This is a genomic window from Serratia sp. A07 (genome assembly GCF_058725505.1).
Window position 1 is genome coordinate 18,418 of record NZ_JBZXDO010000022.1, and the last position, 17,009, is coordinate 35,426.

Annotated in this window: 9 protein-coding genes, 1 pseudogene and 1 riboswitch; of the genes and pseudogenes, 5 read left to right on the forward strand and 5 right to left on the reverse strand. The window is 63.4% G+C overall.

The genetic code is table 11. The annotated features are described in order from the left end of the window. The first annotated feature begins 3 nt into the window (after positions 1 to 3). From AC4PR2_RS19235 to AC4PR2_RS19255, 5 genes are all read left to right on the forward strand, one after another. Entirely contained in the window at positions 4 to 813 is an 810-nt protein-coding gene (locus AC4PR2_RS19235) for an alkaline phosphatase family protein (protein WP_100397036.1), read from the forward strand. Further along, complete coding sequence (locus tag AC4PR2_RS19240) at positions 810 to 1,655, forward strand: ABC transporter permease (RefSeq protein WP_039569690.1); 846 nt, start codon at positions 810 to 812, stop codon at positions 1,653 to 1,655. Before AC4PR2_RS19235 ends, AC4PR2_RS19240 begins: the two co-directional genes overlap by 4 nt. 17 nt (positions 1,656 to 1,672) lie before the next feature. Next, positions 1,673 to 2,458: an ABC transporter permease gene (locus AC4PR2_RS19245; protein ID WP_049201534.1), complete on the forward strand. Its 786-nt coding sequence runs from the start codon at positions 1,673 to 1,675 to the stop codon at positions 2,456 to 2,458. A gap of 4 nt (positions 2,459 to 2,462) precedes the next feature. Further along, positions 2,463 to 3,455, forward strand: a complete 993-nt coding sequence (locus AC4PR2_RS19250; RefSeq protein ID WP_038874358.1) for an ABC transporter ATP-binding protein — start codon at positions 2,463 to 2,465, stop codon at positions 3,453 to 3,455. 240 nt (positions 3,456 to 3,695) lie between these two features. Next, positions 3,696 to 5,345: a Na/Pi cotransporter family protein gene (locus AC4PR2_RS19255; protein ID WP_049201530.1), complete on the forward strand. Its 1,650-nt coding sequence runs from the start codon at positions 3,696 to 3,698 to the stop codon at positions 5,343 to 5,345. 47 nt (positions 5,346 to 5,392) lie between these two features. Here AC4PR2_RS19255 and AC4PR2_RS19260 read toward each other — a convergent pair. The 5 genes and pseudogenes from AC4PR2_RS19260 to AC4PR2_RS19280 form a co-directional block, all read right to left on the reverse strand. Continuing rightward, a pseudogene (locus AC4PR2_RS19260) lies at positions 5,393 to 10,218 on the reverse strand (hemagglutinin repeat-containing protein). A gap of 49 nt (positions 10,219 to 10,267) precedes the next feature. Then, positions 10,268 to 11,947, reverse strand: a complete 1,680-nt coding sequence (locus AC4PR2_RS19265; protein ID WP_492175374.1) for a ShlB/FhaC/HecB family hemolysin secretion/activation protein — start codon at positions 11,945 to 11,947, stop codon at positions 10,268 to 10,270. A gap of 385 nt (positions 11,948 to 12,332) precedes the next feature. Next, positions 12,333 to 13,250 (reverse strand): ketopantoate/pantoate/pantothenate transporter PanS, encoded by a 918-nt coding sequence (panS, locus tag AC4PR2_RS19270; RefSeq protein ID WP_049201525.1) that lies wholly within the window; start codon positions 13,248 to 13,250, stop codon positions 12,333 to 12,335. Positions 13,251 to 13,392: 142 nt separating this feature from the next. Next, positions 13,393 to 14,760 carry a lysine-sensitive aspartokinase 3 gene (lysC, locus tag AC4PR2_RS19275; RefSeq protein ID WP_084827463.1) on the reverse strand — a complete coding sequence of 456 codons (1,368 nt, stop codon included), beginning with the start codon at positions 14,758 to 14,760 and terminating at the stop codon, positions 13,393 to 13,395. A gap of 108 nt (positions 14,761 to 14,868) precedes the next feature. After that, positions 14,869 to 15,063, reverse strand: a riboswitch (Lysine riboswitch). A gap of 52 nt (positions 15,064 to 15,115) precedes the next feature. Beyond that, positions 15,116 to 16,924, reverse strand: a complete 1,809-nt coding sequence (locus AC4PR2_RS19280) for a cation:proton antiporter (RefSeq protein WP_060425143.1) — start codon at positions 16,922 to 16,924, stop codon at positions 15,116 to 15,118. Positions 16,925 to 17,009: the final 85 nt, after the last annotated feature.

A 17,009-nucleotide genomic window follows, 5' to 3' on the forward strand; every position in this document is an offset into this window, starting at 1 on the left:
ACCATGAAAACGATCCTCGTGCTGCTGGACGGCCTCAACTACCGGGTGGCGCACGACGCCATGGGCTATCTGCAGGCCGAATGCGCGGCGGGACGCGGACGGTTGTACCTGCTGGAGAGCGAGCTGCCCTCGCTCTCCCGGCCGCTGTATGAATGCATCCTCACCGGCGTCACGCCGGTGGAGAGCGGCGTGGTGCACAACCACGTCTCGCGCCTTTCTCATCAACAAAGCGTGTTTCATTACGCGCGCGCCGCCGGGCTGACCACCGCCGCCGCCGCGTATCATTGGTTCAGCGAATTGTATAACCGCACGCCGTTCGACGCCGCGCGCGACCGCCATACCGACGCGCCTGAGCTGCCGATCCAGCACGGGCATTTCTATTACGACGACGGCTATCCCGACAGCCATCTGTTCGACGACGCCGAAAGCCTGCGCCAGCGTCATCAGCCGGACTTCCTGCTGATCCACCCGATGAACATCGACGACGCCGGGCACCGCTTCGGCCTCTCTTCGCCGCAGTACCGCAATGCGGCACGCCGCGCCGACGGTTCGCTGTCGCGCTATCTGCCCGAGTGGCTGGCCGCCGGTTATCAGGTGCTGGTCACTGCCGACCATGGCATGAACGACGATCGCAGCCACGGCGGTGTGTTGCCGGAAGAGCGCCAGGTGCCGCTGTTCGTGTTCGGCACGGGCTTCAGCCTGGACGACGCCGATCCGCAGCAAACCGAGCTGTGCGGCACGATTTGCGATCTGCTGCAGGCACCGCACGACAAGCCGCGCTGCCGGGCGCTGCTGGCGCAGGATGCGCGATGAACGGCAAAACCAAATGGATCGCCGCGCTGTGCCTGCTGCCGTTTATCGTGCTGTTCGGCGCGTTTCAGATCGCCCCGCTGGTGTGGATCGCCGTTCACAGCTTTTTCAGTGAGAGCAGCGGCTGGGGATGGGGCAACTATGTCGATATCCTCACCTCACCGTTCTACCTGCAGGCCTTTCAGTTCTCGCTGGAGATCTCGCTGTGGTCGAGCGTCTACGGCTTGCTGATTGCGTTAGTTGGCAGTTACTCGCTGCGCCAGCTCGGCCAGACCCGATTTCATGACTTCGTGATGTCGTTCACCAACATGACCAGCAACTTCGCCGGGGTGCCGCTGGCGTTTGCCTTCGTCATCCTGCTGGGGCTGAACGGTTGCCTGACGCTGCTGCTGCGCAAATACGGTCTGATGGAGAGTTTCAACCTCTATTCGAAGAGCGGCCTGATCGTGCTGTATACCTACTTCCAGATCCCACTGGGGGTGCTGTTGCTGTATCCGGCGTTCGACGCGCTGCGCGCCGATTGGCGCGAGTCGGCGGCGCTGCTCGGCGCTGGCCCCTGGCGCTACTGGCGGCATATCGGCCTGCCGGTGCTGGCGCCGGCGCTGATGGGCACCTTCGTCATCCTGCTGGCTAACGCGCTGGGCGCCTACGCTACGGTCTACGCGCTGACCACCGGCAACTTCAACGTGATCCCGATCCGCATCTCGGCGCTGGTGGCGGGGGACATCTCCCTCGATCCGAACCTGGCCAGCGCGCTGGCGATGCTGCTGGTGGTGATGATGGCGTTTATCACGGTGATCCACCAGTGGATGCTGCGCAGGAGCTACCTCAATGCGCGCTCATAATCGGATGGAGAATGCTCATGTCGCGTGCTGAACGCCTGTACCATCGCACGGTGACCGGCCTGCTGCTGCTGATCCTGCTGTTGCCGCTGGCGGCGACGCTGATTTATGCGCTGGCCACCCAGTGGGGCGCCACCATTTTGCCGGACGGTTTTACCCTGAAGTGGCTGACGGCGCTGTGGAGCGACCCGCGCTTTTTGCAGGCGCTGTGGCACTCGCTGTTGATCTGCTTCGGCACGCTGCTGCTGTCGGTGGTGGTGATCCTGCCGGCGATGTTTGTGATCGCTTACTACTTTCCCAAGCTGGACGCGGTGATGAACGTGCTGATTCTGCTGCCGTTCGCCGTGCCGCCGGTGGTGTCGGCGGTGGGGCTGATGCAGCTGTTCGCCGCCGATCCGCTGCCGCTGCTCGGCACTCCGTGGATTTTGGTGGGCTGCTATTTCACCATCGCGCTGCCGTTTATCTACCGTGCCATCAGCAATAACATGCAGGCGATCAACCTGCGCGATCTGATGGACGCCGCGCACCTGCTCGGCGCCAGCACCTGGCAGGCGGCGCTGCTGGTGGTGCTGCCGAACCTGCGCAAGGGCGGAACGATCGCCGTGCTGCTGTCGTTCTCGTTCCTGATCGGCGAGTTCGTGTTCGCCAACCTGCTGGTGGGCAGCCAGTATGAAACGCTGCAGGTCTACCTGTTCAACATGCGCAACGGCAGCGGGCATTTCACCAGCGCGCTGGTCATCTCCTATTTCGCCGTGGTGCTGCTCGTCACCTGGCTGGCGAACCTGCTGAATAAAAACAAGGGTTAACCCGATGGCTTATCTCAACGTCACCCGCCTGAACAAACACTATGGCCAGACCCAGGTGTTTCAGGATATCGATTTCACCGCCGAAGAGGGGGAGTTCGTCACCCTGCTGGGGCCGAGCGGCTGCGGCAAATCGACGCTGCTGCGCTGCCTGGCCGGCCTGACCCCGGTCGACAGCGGGCACATTTTGCTGCAGGGCCAGGATCTGGTGCCGCTGGCGCCGCAAAAGCGCGGCATCGGCATGGTGTTTCAAAGCTATGCGCTGTTTCCCAATATGACGGTGGAAGGCAACGTGGCCTTCGGTCTGAAAATGCAGAAACTGGCGGCCGGGCAGATCGGCCAGCGGGTGCAGGAGGTGCTGGCGCTGGTGGAGCTGAGCGATCTGGCGAAGCGCTATCCGCATCAGCTGTCGGGCGGCCAGTGTCAGCGCGTGGCGCTGGCGCGATCGCTGGTCACCCGCCCGCGGCTGCTGCTGCTCGACGAACCGCTGTCGGCGCTGGACGCGCGTATCCGCAAACACCTGCGCGAGCAGATCCGGCGCATTCAACGCGAGCTGAACCTGACGGCGATCTTCGTTACCCACGATCAGGAAGAGGCGTTGACCCTGTCGGATCGCATCGTGCTGATGAACAAGGGGCAGATCGTGCAGAGCGGCGATGCGGAAACCCTGTATACCCAGCCGGCGGACGCCTTCGCCGCCGGGTTTATCGGCAACTATAACCTGCTGACCGCCGAACAGGCCGCCCAGCTGACCGGGCGCAGCTATGCCGGCAAGGTGGCGATCCGGCCCGAGTCTATCGGCCTGTTGCCGGCCGGGCAGGGGATCGGCGGGGTGATCCTGGGCCACAGTTTGCTCGGGAATGTGGTACGCTATCGGATTCAGGTTCGCGGTGTAGAATTGCTGGTTGACGTGCTCAACCGGTCGGTGGCCGACCTGCGGCCCGACGGCGCGGAAATTGGGCTACACTTGGAACCTGTTGTATTGCGGGAAGTTGCATGACTTCGCAGCGCGGCGCCGGGGCCTTTCCGCCGCCGCATTAACCCTTCTTTTCTGCGGTCTGCCGCCCGCCCGCTGTCCTGCCAGACCTACGCCCGGCAGGCGGGACCGCGCGCTGTATCCGTCATCTTTTGGCCTACCGGCTGTGGCTAAGGCGAACAGAACCGTTCCGTCCGTCCGCACCGCCTGACAGGCATCGGGTATCAGCCTCCTTTGGCCGGGCGTTAATGGAGCGTATCTTCCGTGCTGACCCTTCTTCACCTGCTTTCCTCCGTGGCGCTGTTGGTGTGGGGTACCCACATCGTGCGCACCGGGATCATGCGGGTTTACGGCGCCAATCTGCGGCGCGTGTTGAGCGACAGCGTTGAGAAAAAGCCGCTGGCGTTCGTTTCCGGCATTGGCGTGACCGCGCTGGTGCAAAGCAGCAACGCCACGGCGCTGCTGGTGACCTCTTTCGTCGCTCAGGGGCTGGTGGGGCTGGCGCCTGCGCTGGTGATCATGCTCGGCGCCGACGTCGGCACCGCGCTGATGGCGCGCGTGCTGACCTTCGATCTTTCCTGGCTGTCGCCGCTGCTGATCCTGGTCGGCGTCTTCCTGTTCCTCAGCCGCAAACAGATGCGGATCGGCCAGATCGGGCGCGTCCTGATCGGCCTTGGGCTGATCGTGTTGGCGCTGGAGCTGATCGTGGCCGCCGCCACGCCGATCACCCAGGCAGCCGGGGTCAAAGTGCTGTTCTCGTCGCTGACCGGCGACGTGATGCTGGACGCCCTGACCGGCGCGCTGTTCGCCATCGTCAGTTATTCCAGCCTGGCGGCGGTGCTGCTGACCGCCACCCTGACCGCGTCCGGCGTGATTTCGCTGAAGGTGGCGCTCTGCCTGGTGATCGGCGCCAACCTCGGCAGCGGCCTGCTGGCGATGATCAACGCCAGCGGCCAGAACGCCGCTGGGCGGCGCGTGGCGCTCGGCAGCCTGCTGTTCAAGCTGGTGGGGTGCGTGCTGGTGCTGCCGTTCGTCGCCTATCTGGCGGATGTGATGGCTCAGTTGCCTGGCGGCAGCGAAGAACTGGTGATCTATTTCCACGTGTTCTACAACCTGATCCGCTGCCTGGTGATGATCCCGCTGGCCGGGCCGATGGCCACGCTGTGCGAGCGGCTGATCGTCGACGTGGCGGCCGACGATCCGCGCATGCGGCCGCGCCATCTGGACGCCAGCGCGCTGGACACGCCGACGCTGGCGCTGGCCAACGCGGCGCGCGAAACTCTGCGGATGGGCGACGTGGTGGAACACATGATGATCCTGCAGCGCGAAGTGCTGCACGGCAAGCAAGGGGTGGATAAAGAGGTGCGGCGTCTGGACGACGACGTCGACGTGCTGTACACCGCCATCAAGCTGTATCTGGCGCAGATCCAGAAGGAGGATCTGGGCGAGGAAGATTCGCGCCGCTGGGCGGAGATCATCGAAATGGCGCTCAACCTGGAACAGGCGGGCGACATCATCGAACGCATGGCCGGCGACGTGGGCGCCAAGTCGCACGCCGCGCGCCGGGCCTTCTCGACGGAAGGGCTGGCGGAGCTGGATGGGCTGCACGAGCGGCTGATCGGCAACCTGCGTCTGGGGCTGTCGGTGTTCCTGTCCGGCGACGTTACCAGCGCCAAGCGCCTGCGCCGTTCCAAGCACCGCTTCCGCATTCTGGATCGCCGCTACGCGCACGCGCACGTCGATCGCCTGCACCAGCAAAACGTGCAGAGCATCGAGACCAGTTCGCTGCATTTGGGGTTGTTGGGGGACATGAAGCGCCTGAACTCGCTGTTTTGCGCCGTGGCTTACAACGTGTTGGATCAGGATGCGAAGGACGACGATCGCGACTGGGAAGACACCCCAAGCACGCTGTAAAAAAATGCCCCCGGTTTTCACCGGGGGCATTGCCTAGGAGAGGTGCGTTATTTGCCGCTGAACACGCCGGCTTTGGCGTCCGCCTGTTTCGTTGAGGCATGGCCGCTGGCGAACGGCACGTTGCCGTCAACGCCCTGTTTCGCCGCACCGGCGGCCAGGCCGCCTACCGTGGCCGCCACATCGACGCGGCCGCCGCCCTGATAACGTTGGCCGCTGACGTCCTGCTGGCTGACCTGGCTGCCGCCCAGTTCCACCTTGCCCTGCTGGCTGCGGATCTCGCCGCCGGTGAGTTGGGTTTGGCCGCCGACCTGCAGCGCCACGCCGTGCTTACCGGCAATCGCCGATTGCTCGCCGACCGCATTGTTGTTCACCACCTCGGCATTGACCTTGAGCTGCCCCTGGCGGCCCGCCGGCCCGGTGACGCTGTCTTTCACCGCGCCGCCGACGGTGCGTGCACCGCGATCCCACAGCGGGCCCTGCGGTTTCTCGCCAGCCGGCGTTTCCGGCAGCGTCACTTTACCGTCGGCTTTGCTGAAGCTGACCGCGCCGGTGGTGTCCTGCTGCGGATCGAGGCGACGCGCCACGCTGTTGTATTTGTCGGTGGTGGCGTCGGCCACTTTGTTCACCCCGGCGTCCAGTTTCTCTTTCACTTTCCCGGCGTAGCGCGGCGTGCCCACCTTCGACAGCTTGGAGGTGATACTGCTGCCCGGATCGTTGCTGTGGCTCAGACCGGCATCCACATCCACCTTCACGCCTTTCTCGACGTCTTTGCGGCTTTCAACGTGCAGATCGCCGCCCACCTTGCCCTGTACGCTGTCGGCATCGACGCGCGCCCCGGCGAGGCGGGTGTCCTTGCCGCTGTTGAGCGCCACATCGCCCGCGGTGATGCCGGTGTTGGCGTGGGTGGTTTTATCCTGCTGTTCCACGCCGACCTTCAGACCGGCGCCCAGCGTATGGGTGTCTTTGCCGGTGTTCGGATCGACCTTGCCGGCGGCGTCCTTGTTGAACGTTTGGCCGCCTTTGGCGTTGGCTTTAATGCCCAGGCTCCAGTTGTCCTTATGCTGCTCGTTCTTGGCGGACTCCAGCAGGATACCGCCGTTTTTCGCCTCGAGCGCGGCGCTGCCGCCGCTGACCTTGGCGCCTTGCAGATGCAGCGCGTCATCGCCTTTGCCGCCGGCGGACAGGGTGACCTTGCCGTCTGAGGCGAGCTTAGCGCCCTGGCGTTCGGTCGCGGACTCATTCACCTTGGCGATGTCGAACGCGCCGCCGGCGGAGAGACTGCCACCGGTTTTTTCCTTGCTGTCGCTGCTGCCGGCGCCCAGATCGAGATTGCCGGACAGCTGGCTTTCCTTGCGCGTTTGGGTCGATTCCGCCGCCTGCAGCGCGACCTTGTTGCCCGCGCTCAGGGTGATGTCGCCCTGGCTTTTGACGTCGGTGCCTTTAAGCGTCAGATCGCGGCCCGCCTTCAGTTCAACGCCCTGTTGGCCGCTGACGTTGCCGACCTGTGCGGTACTGCCGCTGCTTTCGCCTTTGTTGGTACCGCCGCCGAAGCCGGCGCCGAAGTTTTTACTGTCGGCGGTGAAGCCGCCCTTCGCCGAGGCCTTGACGTTAAAGCCGCTGTGGTTCTCACTCTGTTTGTCGCTGGCCTGATCAAAGCGGATATCGCCGCCGGCGTCGACGGTGGTTTTACCGCTGCCGCCGTTCAGCGCGGTACCCTGATAGACCGCGTCTTTTTTCACGTTGACGTTGATGCCGTTGGCCGCGTCGATCGAGCCGGTCACCGCCTGGCTGGCGCTGCTGTTGCTGCGCTGGGTGCCGCCTTCGCCCTTGGCGTCCACGGTCAGATCGCTGCCGGTGGAGGTGTAGACGCGCACGCCGGCGCTGCCGCGGGTATCGCGGTTCTGCTCTTCCTGGCGGTTCGTTGCAGCTTCGCTGCGGTGGCTGTCCGCCGTCAGCGTGACCGCGCCTTTGCTTGCCTGATATTGCGTGCCCTGATCGCGCACTTCGCCTTTGGCGTTGATGTCGATGCTGCCGGCTTTCACCGAGCTGACCACCGCCTGCGAGCTGCTGCTGCGTTTTTCGCTGCTGCCGCCCTGTGCGCCGATATCCAGGCCGACGTTAGGCGCGCCGATGCCGCCGATGTCGTTGATGACGCCGGTGGCGTCCAGCTTGGCCGCCTTGCCGACCGCGCGCTCGACCGGGCGGGTCACGGCGCTGTAATCGACGTTGGCGCCGATGTTCACGCCGACGTCGGTTTTGGTGGTGGTGCTTCTGGCGGTGTCGGCGGCGGCCAAATGATCGACGCCGGCGGCGTTCTCTTGGTAGGTGCCGCCGACGCTGTGCTGCGCGCCTTGCTGGGTCAGCTTGTCGCGGGCGTCGACAGTCAGGTTGCCTTTGACGTCGCTGCCGGAGGTGACCGCCTTGCTGCTCTGCGCCTGCGTTTTGCTGTTCTCGTAGCCGGCTTCCACGCCGCTGCCGAGCTTGTCGATGCCGCCGGTGTAGTAGAAACCGCCGCCGATCTTGGTCTGCTCGGTGTTCGAGGTGGTTTTATCGTCGGCCGCCAGGAACGAGACCTTGTTGCCGCTGACGCTGGCGTCGCCTTTGTCGGCGACCAGTTTGGAGCCGCTGAAGGTCACGTCCTTCTCCGCCTCGAGCTTCACGCTACCGCCGCTGAGGGTCGAGGCGCGGTTTTCGGTGCGGGTGGTTTTTTCGCTGTCGCGGGTGTGTTCGATGCGCAAACCGGCACGGTATTGCTTGTCGCCGGCTTCTTTGGCGTAGCCGTTGACGGTCAGCGCGGTCTTCTGCTCATCGATTTTTTGCTGCTGTTCGGCGGCCTTGACGTTGATGTTGCCGGTCTGTGACGTCACGCTCAGCTCACCGCCGCTGGTGACCTGGCTGCCGATGACGTCGGTATCCTTACGGCTGACCAGCTTCAGGTTGGTATCAGACTTCAGCTCGCTGGCGGTGCTGCTCTGGTAGCTGTTGTCGGCCTTGTGTGAACTGCTGGTGATGTTGAAGGCGGTGCCGGTGCGCGCGTCGATTTTGTCCACGGTGGTGCTCAGCGCGTTGTCGATGCGCAGGCCACCTTGCGTGGCGGTGACCAGGCCGCCTTCCTTGCCGCGCGCCTTGCTGCCGGTGATGGTGACGCCCTGCTGGCCGTTCAGGCGCAGGGTGCCGTCGCTGGTCAGTTCGGAGGCGTGGCTGACCTCGCGACGGTTGCTGTTGTTTTTGTTGTCGCCGCCGCCGATGCCGCCCCAGGAGGTTTTGTCATCGCGCACCGCTTTGGCGTTGGCGGTTTTCTGCACCCCGATCTGGATTTGGTTGCCGGCATTGACCGTCAAATCGCGGCCGGCGTGCAGCTTGGCGCCCTGGGTCGCGACGTTGTTGCCGGCCTCCAGCGTCAGCGCCCCTGGCTGCGCAGTTCGCTGGCCTTCAGGCTTTCGCTTTCGTCGCTGCTGCTCCAGCTGCCGGTGCGCAGGCTGGAAGTGTGATTGCGCTGGTAGCCGCGTTCGGTGGACTTATCCTTCTCCACCAGTCCGGCGAGGTGCACGTTGCGCGCCGCCTTGACGCTCAGCGCCCGATCGGCACTGACGTTGGCGCCCAACAGGTTCACGTCTTCCCGGGTACTGACGAGTTTGGCGCTGCCGCTGGCGGCGACGGTGCTGCCTGCCTGCTGCTGCTGCTCGCGCTCACGGGTGACGTCGTATTGCCAGGAGTAGAACCAGCGGTCGTCGGTGTGGCCCTGGGTCTGTTTCAGCTGCTGGCCGTCGAGCGTCAGCTTGCCGCCCTGCAGCGTGATGTCTTCGCCGCGAATATCGGTAGCGGTGAGGTGCGCGTGGTTATCCGCCACCAGGCTGATGTTCTTGCCTTTCAGCTCGGTGCGGGTCAGCTTCTGGCTGCTGCTGCGGTCGTTGACGTAGATGCCGCCGCGGTAGTTCTGGTAGTTGTCGCCGCCGTTGCGGTTGCTGCTGGCGTCGTCAACGCGGCTTTCGCTGCGAATATCGTAGGCTTTCACCTTGAGATCGTCGCGGGCGGCCAGCGTGCCCGCCAGCTTCACGCCGCTGCCCTGCGCGGTGTTGATGATGTTGATGCGTCCGGCCTGCATGCTGCCGAGGTAGTAGCTGTCCAGCGCGGTGGTCGGCTGCACGCTGGCCAGCACCTTGCCGTCGCGCGCCACGCGGTTATGGCCGCTGATGGCGTTGATCGCCGCCGGCGTTACGCTGCCGTTGCGGTGGGTGAAGTCTTGTACGATCACGTCACCGCGGCTGTCTATCTTCGGTGCGATCAGATCCAGCACGCCGCCGGCGTTCAGGGTACCGTTGAGGCTCAGGGTATTGCGGTTGTCCAGGGTGCTGTAGCCCTGCAGCAGGCCGTTCTCCACCAGCGGGTTGCCGACCACCAGCGAGGAGCGGCTGGTATTGATGAACCCGCAGCCCTGGCAGCTGATGCCGTTCGGGTTGGCCAGCACGTAGTCGGCCGCCATGCCGAAGATCTCTTGCTGGCCGTGCAGCAGAGAAGGGTTACGGCCGATCACTTCGTTGAGGATGACGCTGGCTTCGCGCCCGCCCAGATTGGGGTTGGCGCCCAGTTGGCCGGCCAGCTGCGACAGCCCTGCCTCGCGGGAGTTGTTCAGCACCGCGCCGGGCTGGTTGACGTTGAAGTCCTGATACTGGTTGTGCGACAGCCCGTTACCGTTCGGCGCGACGATGTCGACCACCTGCGCGCCGGTTGCGGCGGTGGAAACGCCGGGGCCGTTGGCGCCGTTGGCCGCCACGATCTCCGCGGCATAGGCGCCGGCGGAAGCGGCGAGAATAATCGCCAGCGCGGCGGCCAGTTTGCCTGCTGCTGAAAGCCTGAAGTTATTATTTTTCATCCATGTCTCTCCGTATATTGCCGTGGGGTCCTGCAAAACTGCTGATTAATTAAAAGGTGTAAGAAAAGCGCGCCAGTACCTGAACGGGATCTTCCGGCGTGGCGTGATTTGACAAGATCCAGCCGCGGCTGACCTCGAGATCGACCAGCGCCTGCCGATAGCGCAACGTGGCGCCGCTGCTCAGGCCGGTGCTGCTGCGCCACCCCGAGTTGTCCTGGCGCGGCAAAATGCGGCCGACGTCGGCGCCGAGGCGCGGCGTCAGCGTGGTGGCGCCCAGATTGAAGCTGCGCGACAGCGTGTTCTGCAGATACCAGCCGTTGTCGCCGGACTGGGTGCTGCGGCTAAAGCCGCGCACGGCGCTGCGATCGGTAAGGCTCAGCCATTCCACGCCGGGCAGCGGGTCGCGGCTGTACTGGCCATAGAACAGGTTGTTGAGCTGATAGGTCGCCTCGCCCAGGTGAAGGCGCTGGCTGAGGTTGGCGAACAGCTTGCCCTTGGTGAACTGGCTGTCGAGGTGCACCGAGCTCGGGTGGCGATCGGCCCCCAACCACGGCAGACCCTGTTCGACGCTGAGGTTGGCGCTGAACACCCCGTTGGGCAGAATCTGCAGGTGGCTGGCGCTCAGCTCGGCCAGGGTCAGCGTGGGGCTGCTGACTTCGAGGCGCACGCTTTCGAAGTAGTTGTCGATGCGCTTGTAGGTCAACTGGCCGCTCAGGCTGTCTATCTGATCGCGATCGCGGTAAAACACATAGTCGCTGCGCAGCCCGTACTGTTGGGTCTGGCCGTGCAGTTTGACCACGTTGTGCGGCAGCTGCTGGTGGTTCTCATAGGACGAGAAGCTGGCGAACCCGCTGAAGGTGAACGCGCCGTACGGCAGCGAATAGAGCAGGGTATAGGCGCGGTTATAGCGGTGAGCCGGGTTTTCCAGCGTTCTGCTGGCGTTCAGGCTGACGAAGTCCGACAGGCCGAACGGGCTGTCCAGCGTGGCGGTGGCGCGCGCCAGCCACTGGCCGGTGCTTTTTTGGCCGTAATTATCCGTGCCGGCGGTAATCAGCCAGGGCTTGGCATGTTGATTGCGCAAACGAATGACCGAACCGCCAACCTGGTGGCCGGGCAATATATCCAGCTTGGTGGTATTCGATTGCAAACGGTTGGCCTGATCCAATCCCTGGTCGAGCTCGGTTAATTTCAACGGCTTGCCTTCCAGCCCCGGAAATAATAAACGGCTGTTGACCCAGCGATCGCCGCCTTCTATTTTCTCGATAAATCCTTCGGTGACGATTAACCCCAATTCTCCCTGTGAATTAGGGCGAACAATTTGCACGCGCGCGGTGATATAGCCTTTTTGCACATAAAGGCGCGTTAATTCGCGGGTCAGGCGATTGATATCATTGCTGCTGATGCAGTTTTCCGGCAGCGCGCTCAGGGCGGATAAATCGGTCGGCGAGAGCAGGGTGACGCCCTGCAGATAAACGCCGGCGATCGGCAGGCACTGCGCGGACTGCGGCAGGGCGGGCGCGGGCGGTTCCGGCTCCGCCAGCAAGCGTTGCTGCTTCAGCTGCTGGTAGCGGCGTTGCTCAATCAACTGGTTGACTTCACGCGTGCTGTCTTGCAACGCACGGCGCGACTCCCCCATCGACATATCCCGCATCATGTGGGCGTCCGGCAGGGTTTCGGCGGAAAGGGCCGTGCTGACCAACAGCGTCAAGGCGGTTATTTTTTTTATCATTGTAATCCATTATGAGAGGCCGCCGGGGCAGCCCGCCCAATCCATGAGGTTAACCACGGGCGGCCGACGGCCGGCCCGAAATAATGAGCGACATGCACATTGCGAGGTATCTTGATTTGCCGCGGCAAATAAGACGGTGGGTATAGATCTAAATAATAATTAGGCTGCTTCTTTTATGGTGGGCAACCCTGGTGACTTAATTAATTAAAAAAAGTAGAACGTCTCTTCCTCTTGCCAACATTATCGGCATGGTTAGGAAGAATCTGAATTTTTATTTTTCACGGATGATAGGGGATGAGAGGAATTATGACAATCCGACCAGTGGGAAATACGAAATTTCGCAGAGAAGAACGGGGACGCAATTGTTTGCGTCCCTACAGGCGGTTTATTTTTTCTTGATAGGGCGGCCGGACCAATACCCCGCCAGCAGCGAACCGGAGAGGTTGTGCCAGACCGAGAACAGCGCGCCCGGCAGAGCGGCCAGCGGTGAGAAGTAGATTTTACCCAGCGTGGCTGCCAGCCCGGAGTTCTGCATGCCGACTTCGATCGCCAGCGTGCGGCAGGTGGATTCGTCGAAGCCGAACAGCTTGCCGCCCCAGTAGCCGCTGAGCAAACCGATGCCGTTGTGCAGGATCACCGCGACGATCACCACCAAACCGACCGAGGCGATGTGGCTTTGGCTGCCCGCCACCACTGCGCTGATGATCGCCAGGATACACACCATCGACAGCGCCGGCAGCAGCGGCTCAATGCGTTTCACCGCCTTGGTCAGGGTGTGGTGGACGATCAGGCCCAGGCCGATCGGGATCACCACGATCTGCAGAATGCTCAGCAGCATGCCCATGATATCGACGCTGATCTTGGCGTCGACATACAGGCGGGTCAGCAGCGGCGTGGCGAACACCCCCACCAGCGTCGAGACCGCCGAGATGGTCACCGACAGCGCCACGTCACCCTTGGCCAGGTAGATCATTACGTTGGACGCGGTACCGCTGGCCACGCTGCCCACCAGCACCATGCCGGCGGACAGATCCGGCGGCATGCGGAACAGCATCGCCAGAATCCAGGCCGCCAGCGGCATGATCAGATAGTGCAGGAAGATGCCGGCCGCCACCGGGCCGGGGCGCGCCAGCACGCGTTTGAAGTCGTCCAGCCGCAGCGTGACGCCCATGGCGAACATGATCAGCATCAGCAGCGGGCTGACGTAGGGGCCGATGCCGGTAAAGGAGGTCGGCGTGTAATAGGCGGTGACGGACAGCAGTATCGCCCACAGGGGGAATAAGCGCGTGAAGAGTGCCAACATGCAGGTTTTCCTTAGCCAGATTGAGAACGGTGGGTGTGGTTGTGTTTTTTGCGGGTTCAACATGCTGAACCCCTGCAGGTTTTGAACGAATTTTTTAGACGCAGGGGCGCAGCGTGCTGCGCCCGCAATCAGGGATAATGACTTATTCGAACAGGTTGTGGTGCAGGGCGCGCACCACCTGCTCGGCTTCTTCGCCCGGTACCAGGAAGCACAGGTTATAGCTGCTGGCACCGTAGCAGATCATGCGGATATTGAACGGATCGAGCACGCCGAACACCTCTTTGCCTACGCCGCAGGCCCGCGACAGCTGGTTGCCGATGATCGCCACCAGCGCCAGGTTTTCTTCCACTTCCACCCGGCACAGCGACGACAGCTCGGTCAGCAGCGAGGTGGTCAGCAGGCTGCCGCCGACGGAGGTGGCACCGGTGGTGTCCATGGTCAGCGCAATGCTGACCTCCGAGGTGGTGATCAGATCGACGGAGATGTTGTGGCGCGCCAGAATATTGAACACCTCGGCCAGGAAACCGCGTGCGTGCAGCATGTTCAGGCTGTGCAGCGTCAGCAGCGTTTGCTTGCGGCGCAGCGCCAGCGCACGGAACAGCGGCGGGTTTTCGGTGGTGTTGCACACCAGCGTGCCGCCGGCCGCCGGATCCTTGCTGGAGCCGACGAATACCGGAATATCGCTGCGCACCGCCGGCAGCAGGGTGGCGGGGTGCAGGACTTTAGCGCCGAAGGTGGCCATTTCCGCCGCCTCTTCGAAACCGATTTTGTCGATGCGCTTGGCCGCCGGTACCACGCGCGGATCGGTGGTGTAAATGCCCGGCACGTCGGTCCAGATATCCACCCGGCCAACGCCGAGCGCCTCGCCGAGCAGCGCGGCGGTATAGTCGCTGCCGCCACGGCCGAGCGTGGTGGTGCGGCCTTTCGGCTCGCTGCCGATAAAGCCCTGGGTGACCACCAGCGCTTCCTGCAGGCGCGGCTGCAACTGCGCTCGGGCCAGTTCGCTGAGCGCGGCGCTGTCCGGCACGGCGCGGCCGAAGTGATCGTCGGTGCGCATCACTTTGCGCACGTCGAACCATTCGGCCTGCACGTTGCGGGCGCGCAGGATTTCAACGAACAGCAGGGTGGACATCAGCTCCCCATGGCTGACCAGCTCGTCGGTCAACGCCGTCGAGGTGGCCAGCGACGCGGCCTCCGACAGCATGGCGATGTTTTCCAGCAGCCGGTCGATCTCTTCGCGGATCACCGCCGGCGCCGTGAGGCGATCGAGGATGGCGTACTGGATGCGGCGAATTTCATCAAGCTGGTAATTGCGCTTGTCGGCCTCGCAACCCTCGGCCAGGGCGACCAACAGGTTGGTGACGCCCGCCGAAGCGGACAACACCACCAGGCGGACCTGCGGGTTGGCCAGCACGACGTCGGCGCTGCGGTTCATGGCTTCAAAGTCGGCGACGCTGGTGCCGCCGAACTTGGCTACCACGGTGGAATTCTGGGGTGCTGCTTGGTTCATCTAGAAACCTCGTGTCAGGGATGCCCGTTTGGGGGCACTGTAATTCCATAGCCTTGGCACAAGGGGAGAGCGGTAAACAGGGGGCAGGCGTAGAGGTCAGGCTACGATACACCCAGAAGCGCCCCACCTTGTCGATCGCCCTGTGGGCGATCCCCTGGTGACAACCCAGGGGATTCAGCCCCTGTAGTCGATACGATAATGGCCGGCCATTATCGTACCTCGGCGTCGCTCCCCCTCGGGTGCCGTCAACGGAGAAACGGCTCCTCTGACACTCTACCTGGGCGACGCGCCTCTTCTGGCTTGCGCACCGGGTGCGCAAGTAGGCTGTTAGGAATAGCCGGTTATCGCCATTCTGTCAACGTACAGACGGTGAGGGATTTTCATCTTGTACCAGCGCGATAAGCGTACAGGGCATCGCGGGCGTGGAACCGGCGCCAATCGGTTGCAGAGAACCGTCTTCCTTTTGGCTGAATAACGGGATAACGCCCTGATGTTTCTCCAAATACTCCAGCCAACCGAAATTTTCGTTCAATTTGGTCGCCTTGATGGTGGCCCCCCTGGCGAGCAGGCTGCTCAGGCGGCCGTAGGTGGCTTCCTGATTAAATAAAATTTCATGCCGGCGGAAACGCGAACTTTCCGCGCTGGCGCCGCGCCCTTTCAGCGGCGCCCCCGAACGGATGGCAAACACGTGATCCTCGCCGAAGAGATGGCCGAAGTGGTAGACCGCCAGCGCGTTCTGGTGGCGATTGGGCGACAGCGCCAACACCTGGGCGATATTGCTCAGGTCGAGATAGTTCTCGGCGTGTTCGGAGTAGGCGTGGCCATAGTAGGCCGGAATGCCGTCCATGCGCGCCTGGCGGTAGTATTCCCAACTGCTGTCGGTGACGATCACCGGCACGTTCAGCTTGATCAGCGCCTGCGCCAGCATGCGCGCCACGCTGTTGGCGCCGACAATCAGCACGCCGCGCGGCTTTTGCTGCTGCACCCGCAGCCAGCGCGCCATCATGCCGCTGGTCAGGCTTTGCAGCACCACGGTGCCGATGATGATGGCGAACACCACGGTGACCAGCCGGTCCGCGCCCTGATAGCCGCTGCGCTGCAGCGTCAGCGCGAACAGCGAGCTGACCGCCGCGGCGACGATGCCGCGCGGGGCGATCCAGCACAGCAGCAGCCGATCGCGCCAGTGCAGGGAAGAGCGCCAGGTCGACACCGCGATGCACAGCGGCCGGGCGATGAACTGCACCGCCAGCAGCAGCAGGAGCAGCGGCCAGCCCATGTTCCACAGCGCCTGGATGTCGAGCCGCGCCGCCAGAATGATGAACAGCGCCGAGATCAGGATCGCCGACAGCTCCTCTTTGAACGCCAGAATATCGCTGGTATCGACGTCGCGCATGTTGGCCAGCCAGATGCCCATCACCGTGACGGTCAGCAGGCCGGATTCGTCGGCGATGGCGTTGGAAACGCCGAAGGCGGCCAGCATGATCGCCAGCACCGCCAGGTTCTGCAGGTAGCGCGGCAGCCAGACGCGGCGCAGCGCCAGGCCGAGCAGGTAGCCGAACAGCGCGCCGGCGATCAGGCCGACGGCGGCGGTCACGCCCAGCGTCCAAAACAGGTGGGTATAGGACTCCGCATTCTGTTTCAGCACGATGAATTCGAACACCAGCAGGGTGAAGATGGCGCCGACCGGATCGATGACGATCCCTTCCCAGCGCAGCACCTGGTTAATGTTGGCGTTCGGCCGCACCACGCGCATCAGCGGGGCGATCACCGTCGGCCCGGTCACCACCGTCACCGCGCCGATCAGCGCCGCCAGCTCCGGCGGGAAATCCAGCAGCCACCAGCTGGCGAGGCTGATGACCAGAAAGGTAACCAGCATGCCGACGGTGACCAGATTGCGTACCACGCCGCCGAGGCCGCGTATCTCCTCGAAACGCAGCGTCAACGCCCCCTCGAACAGGATGATCGCCACCGACAGCGACACCAGCGGAAACAGCAGATCGCCGAACAGCAGATCCGGCTGCACCAGATGCACCGTCGGGCCGAGCACGATGCCGAACAGCAACAGCGGCAAAATGGCCGGCAGGCGCAGCAGCCAGGCCAGCCACTGCGCCAGCAGCGACGCCAGGCCGATAAGCACCAACATGAGCGGGGCGGATAATTCCATAAGCGAGATCCCTTTCAAATGACGAAATAAGCAACGATGACACAGCCTGATGACAATTCGGCAACCCCGATAACAGGCCGTTAGC

What these genes read in the sequence shown, in the direction of transcription:
- AC4PR2_RS19235 (WP_100397036.1), top strand. Translation starts at nt 4, where the DNA reads ATGAAAACGATCCTCGTGCTGCTGGACGGCCTCAACTACCGGGTGGCG.
- AC4PR2_RS19240 (WP_039569690.1), top strand. Translation starts at nt 810, where the DNA reads ATGAACGGCAAAACCAAATGGATCGCCGCGCTGTGCCTGCTGCCGTTT.
- AC4PR2_RS19245 (WP_049201534.1), top strand. Translation starts at nt 1,673, where the DNA reads ATGTCGCGTGCTGAACGCCTGTACCATCGCACGGTGACCGGCCTGCTG.
- AC4PR2_RS19250 (WP_038874358.1), top strand. Translation starts at nt 2,463, where the DNA reads ATGGCTTATCTCAACGTCACCCGCCTGAACAAACACTATGGCCAGACC.
- AC4PR2_RS19265 (WP_492175374.1), bottom strand. Translation starts at nt 11,947, where the DNA reads ATGATAAAAAAAATAACCGCCTTGACGCTGTTGGTCAGCACGGCCCTT.
- panS (WP_049201525.1), bottom strand. Translation starts at nt 13,250, where the DNA reads ATGTTGGCACTCTTCACGCGCTTATTCCCCCTGTGGGCGATACTGCTG.
- lysC (WP_084827463.1), bottom strand. Translation starts at nt 14,760, where the DNA reads ATGAACCAAGCAGCACCCCAGAATTCCACCGTGGTAGCCAAGTTCGGC.
- AC4PR2_RS19280 (WP_060425143.1), bottom strand. Translation starts at nt 16,924, where the DNA reads ATGGAATTATCCGCCCCGCTCATGTTGGTGCTTATCGGCCTGGCGTCG.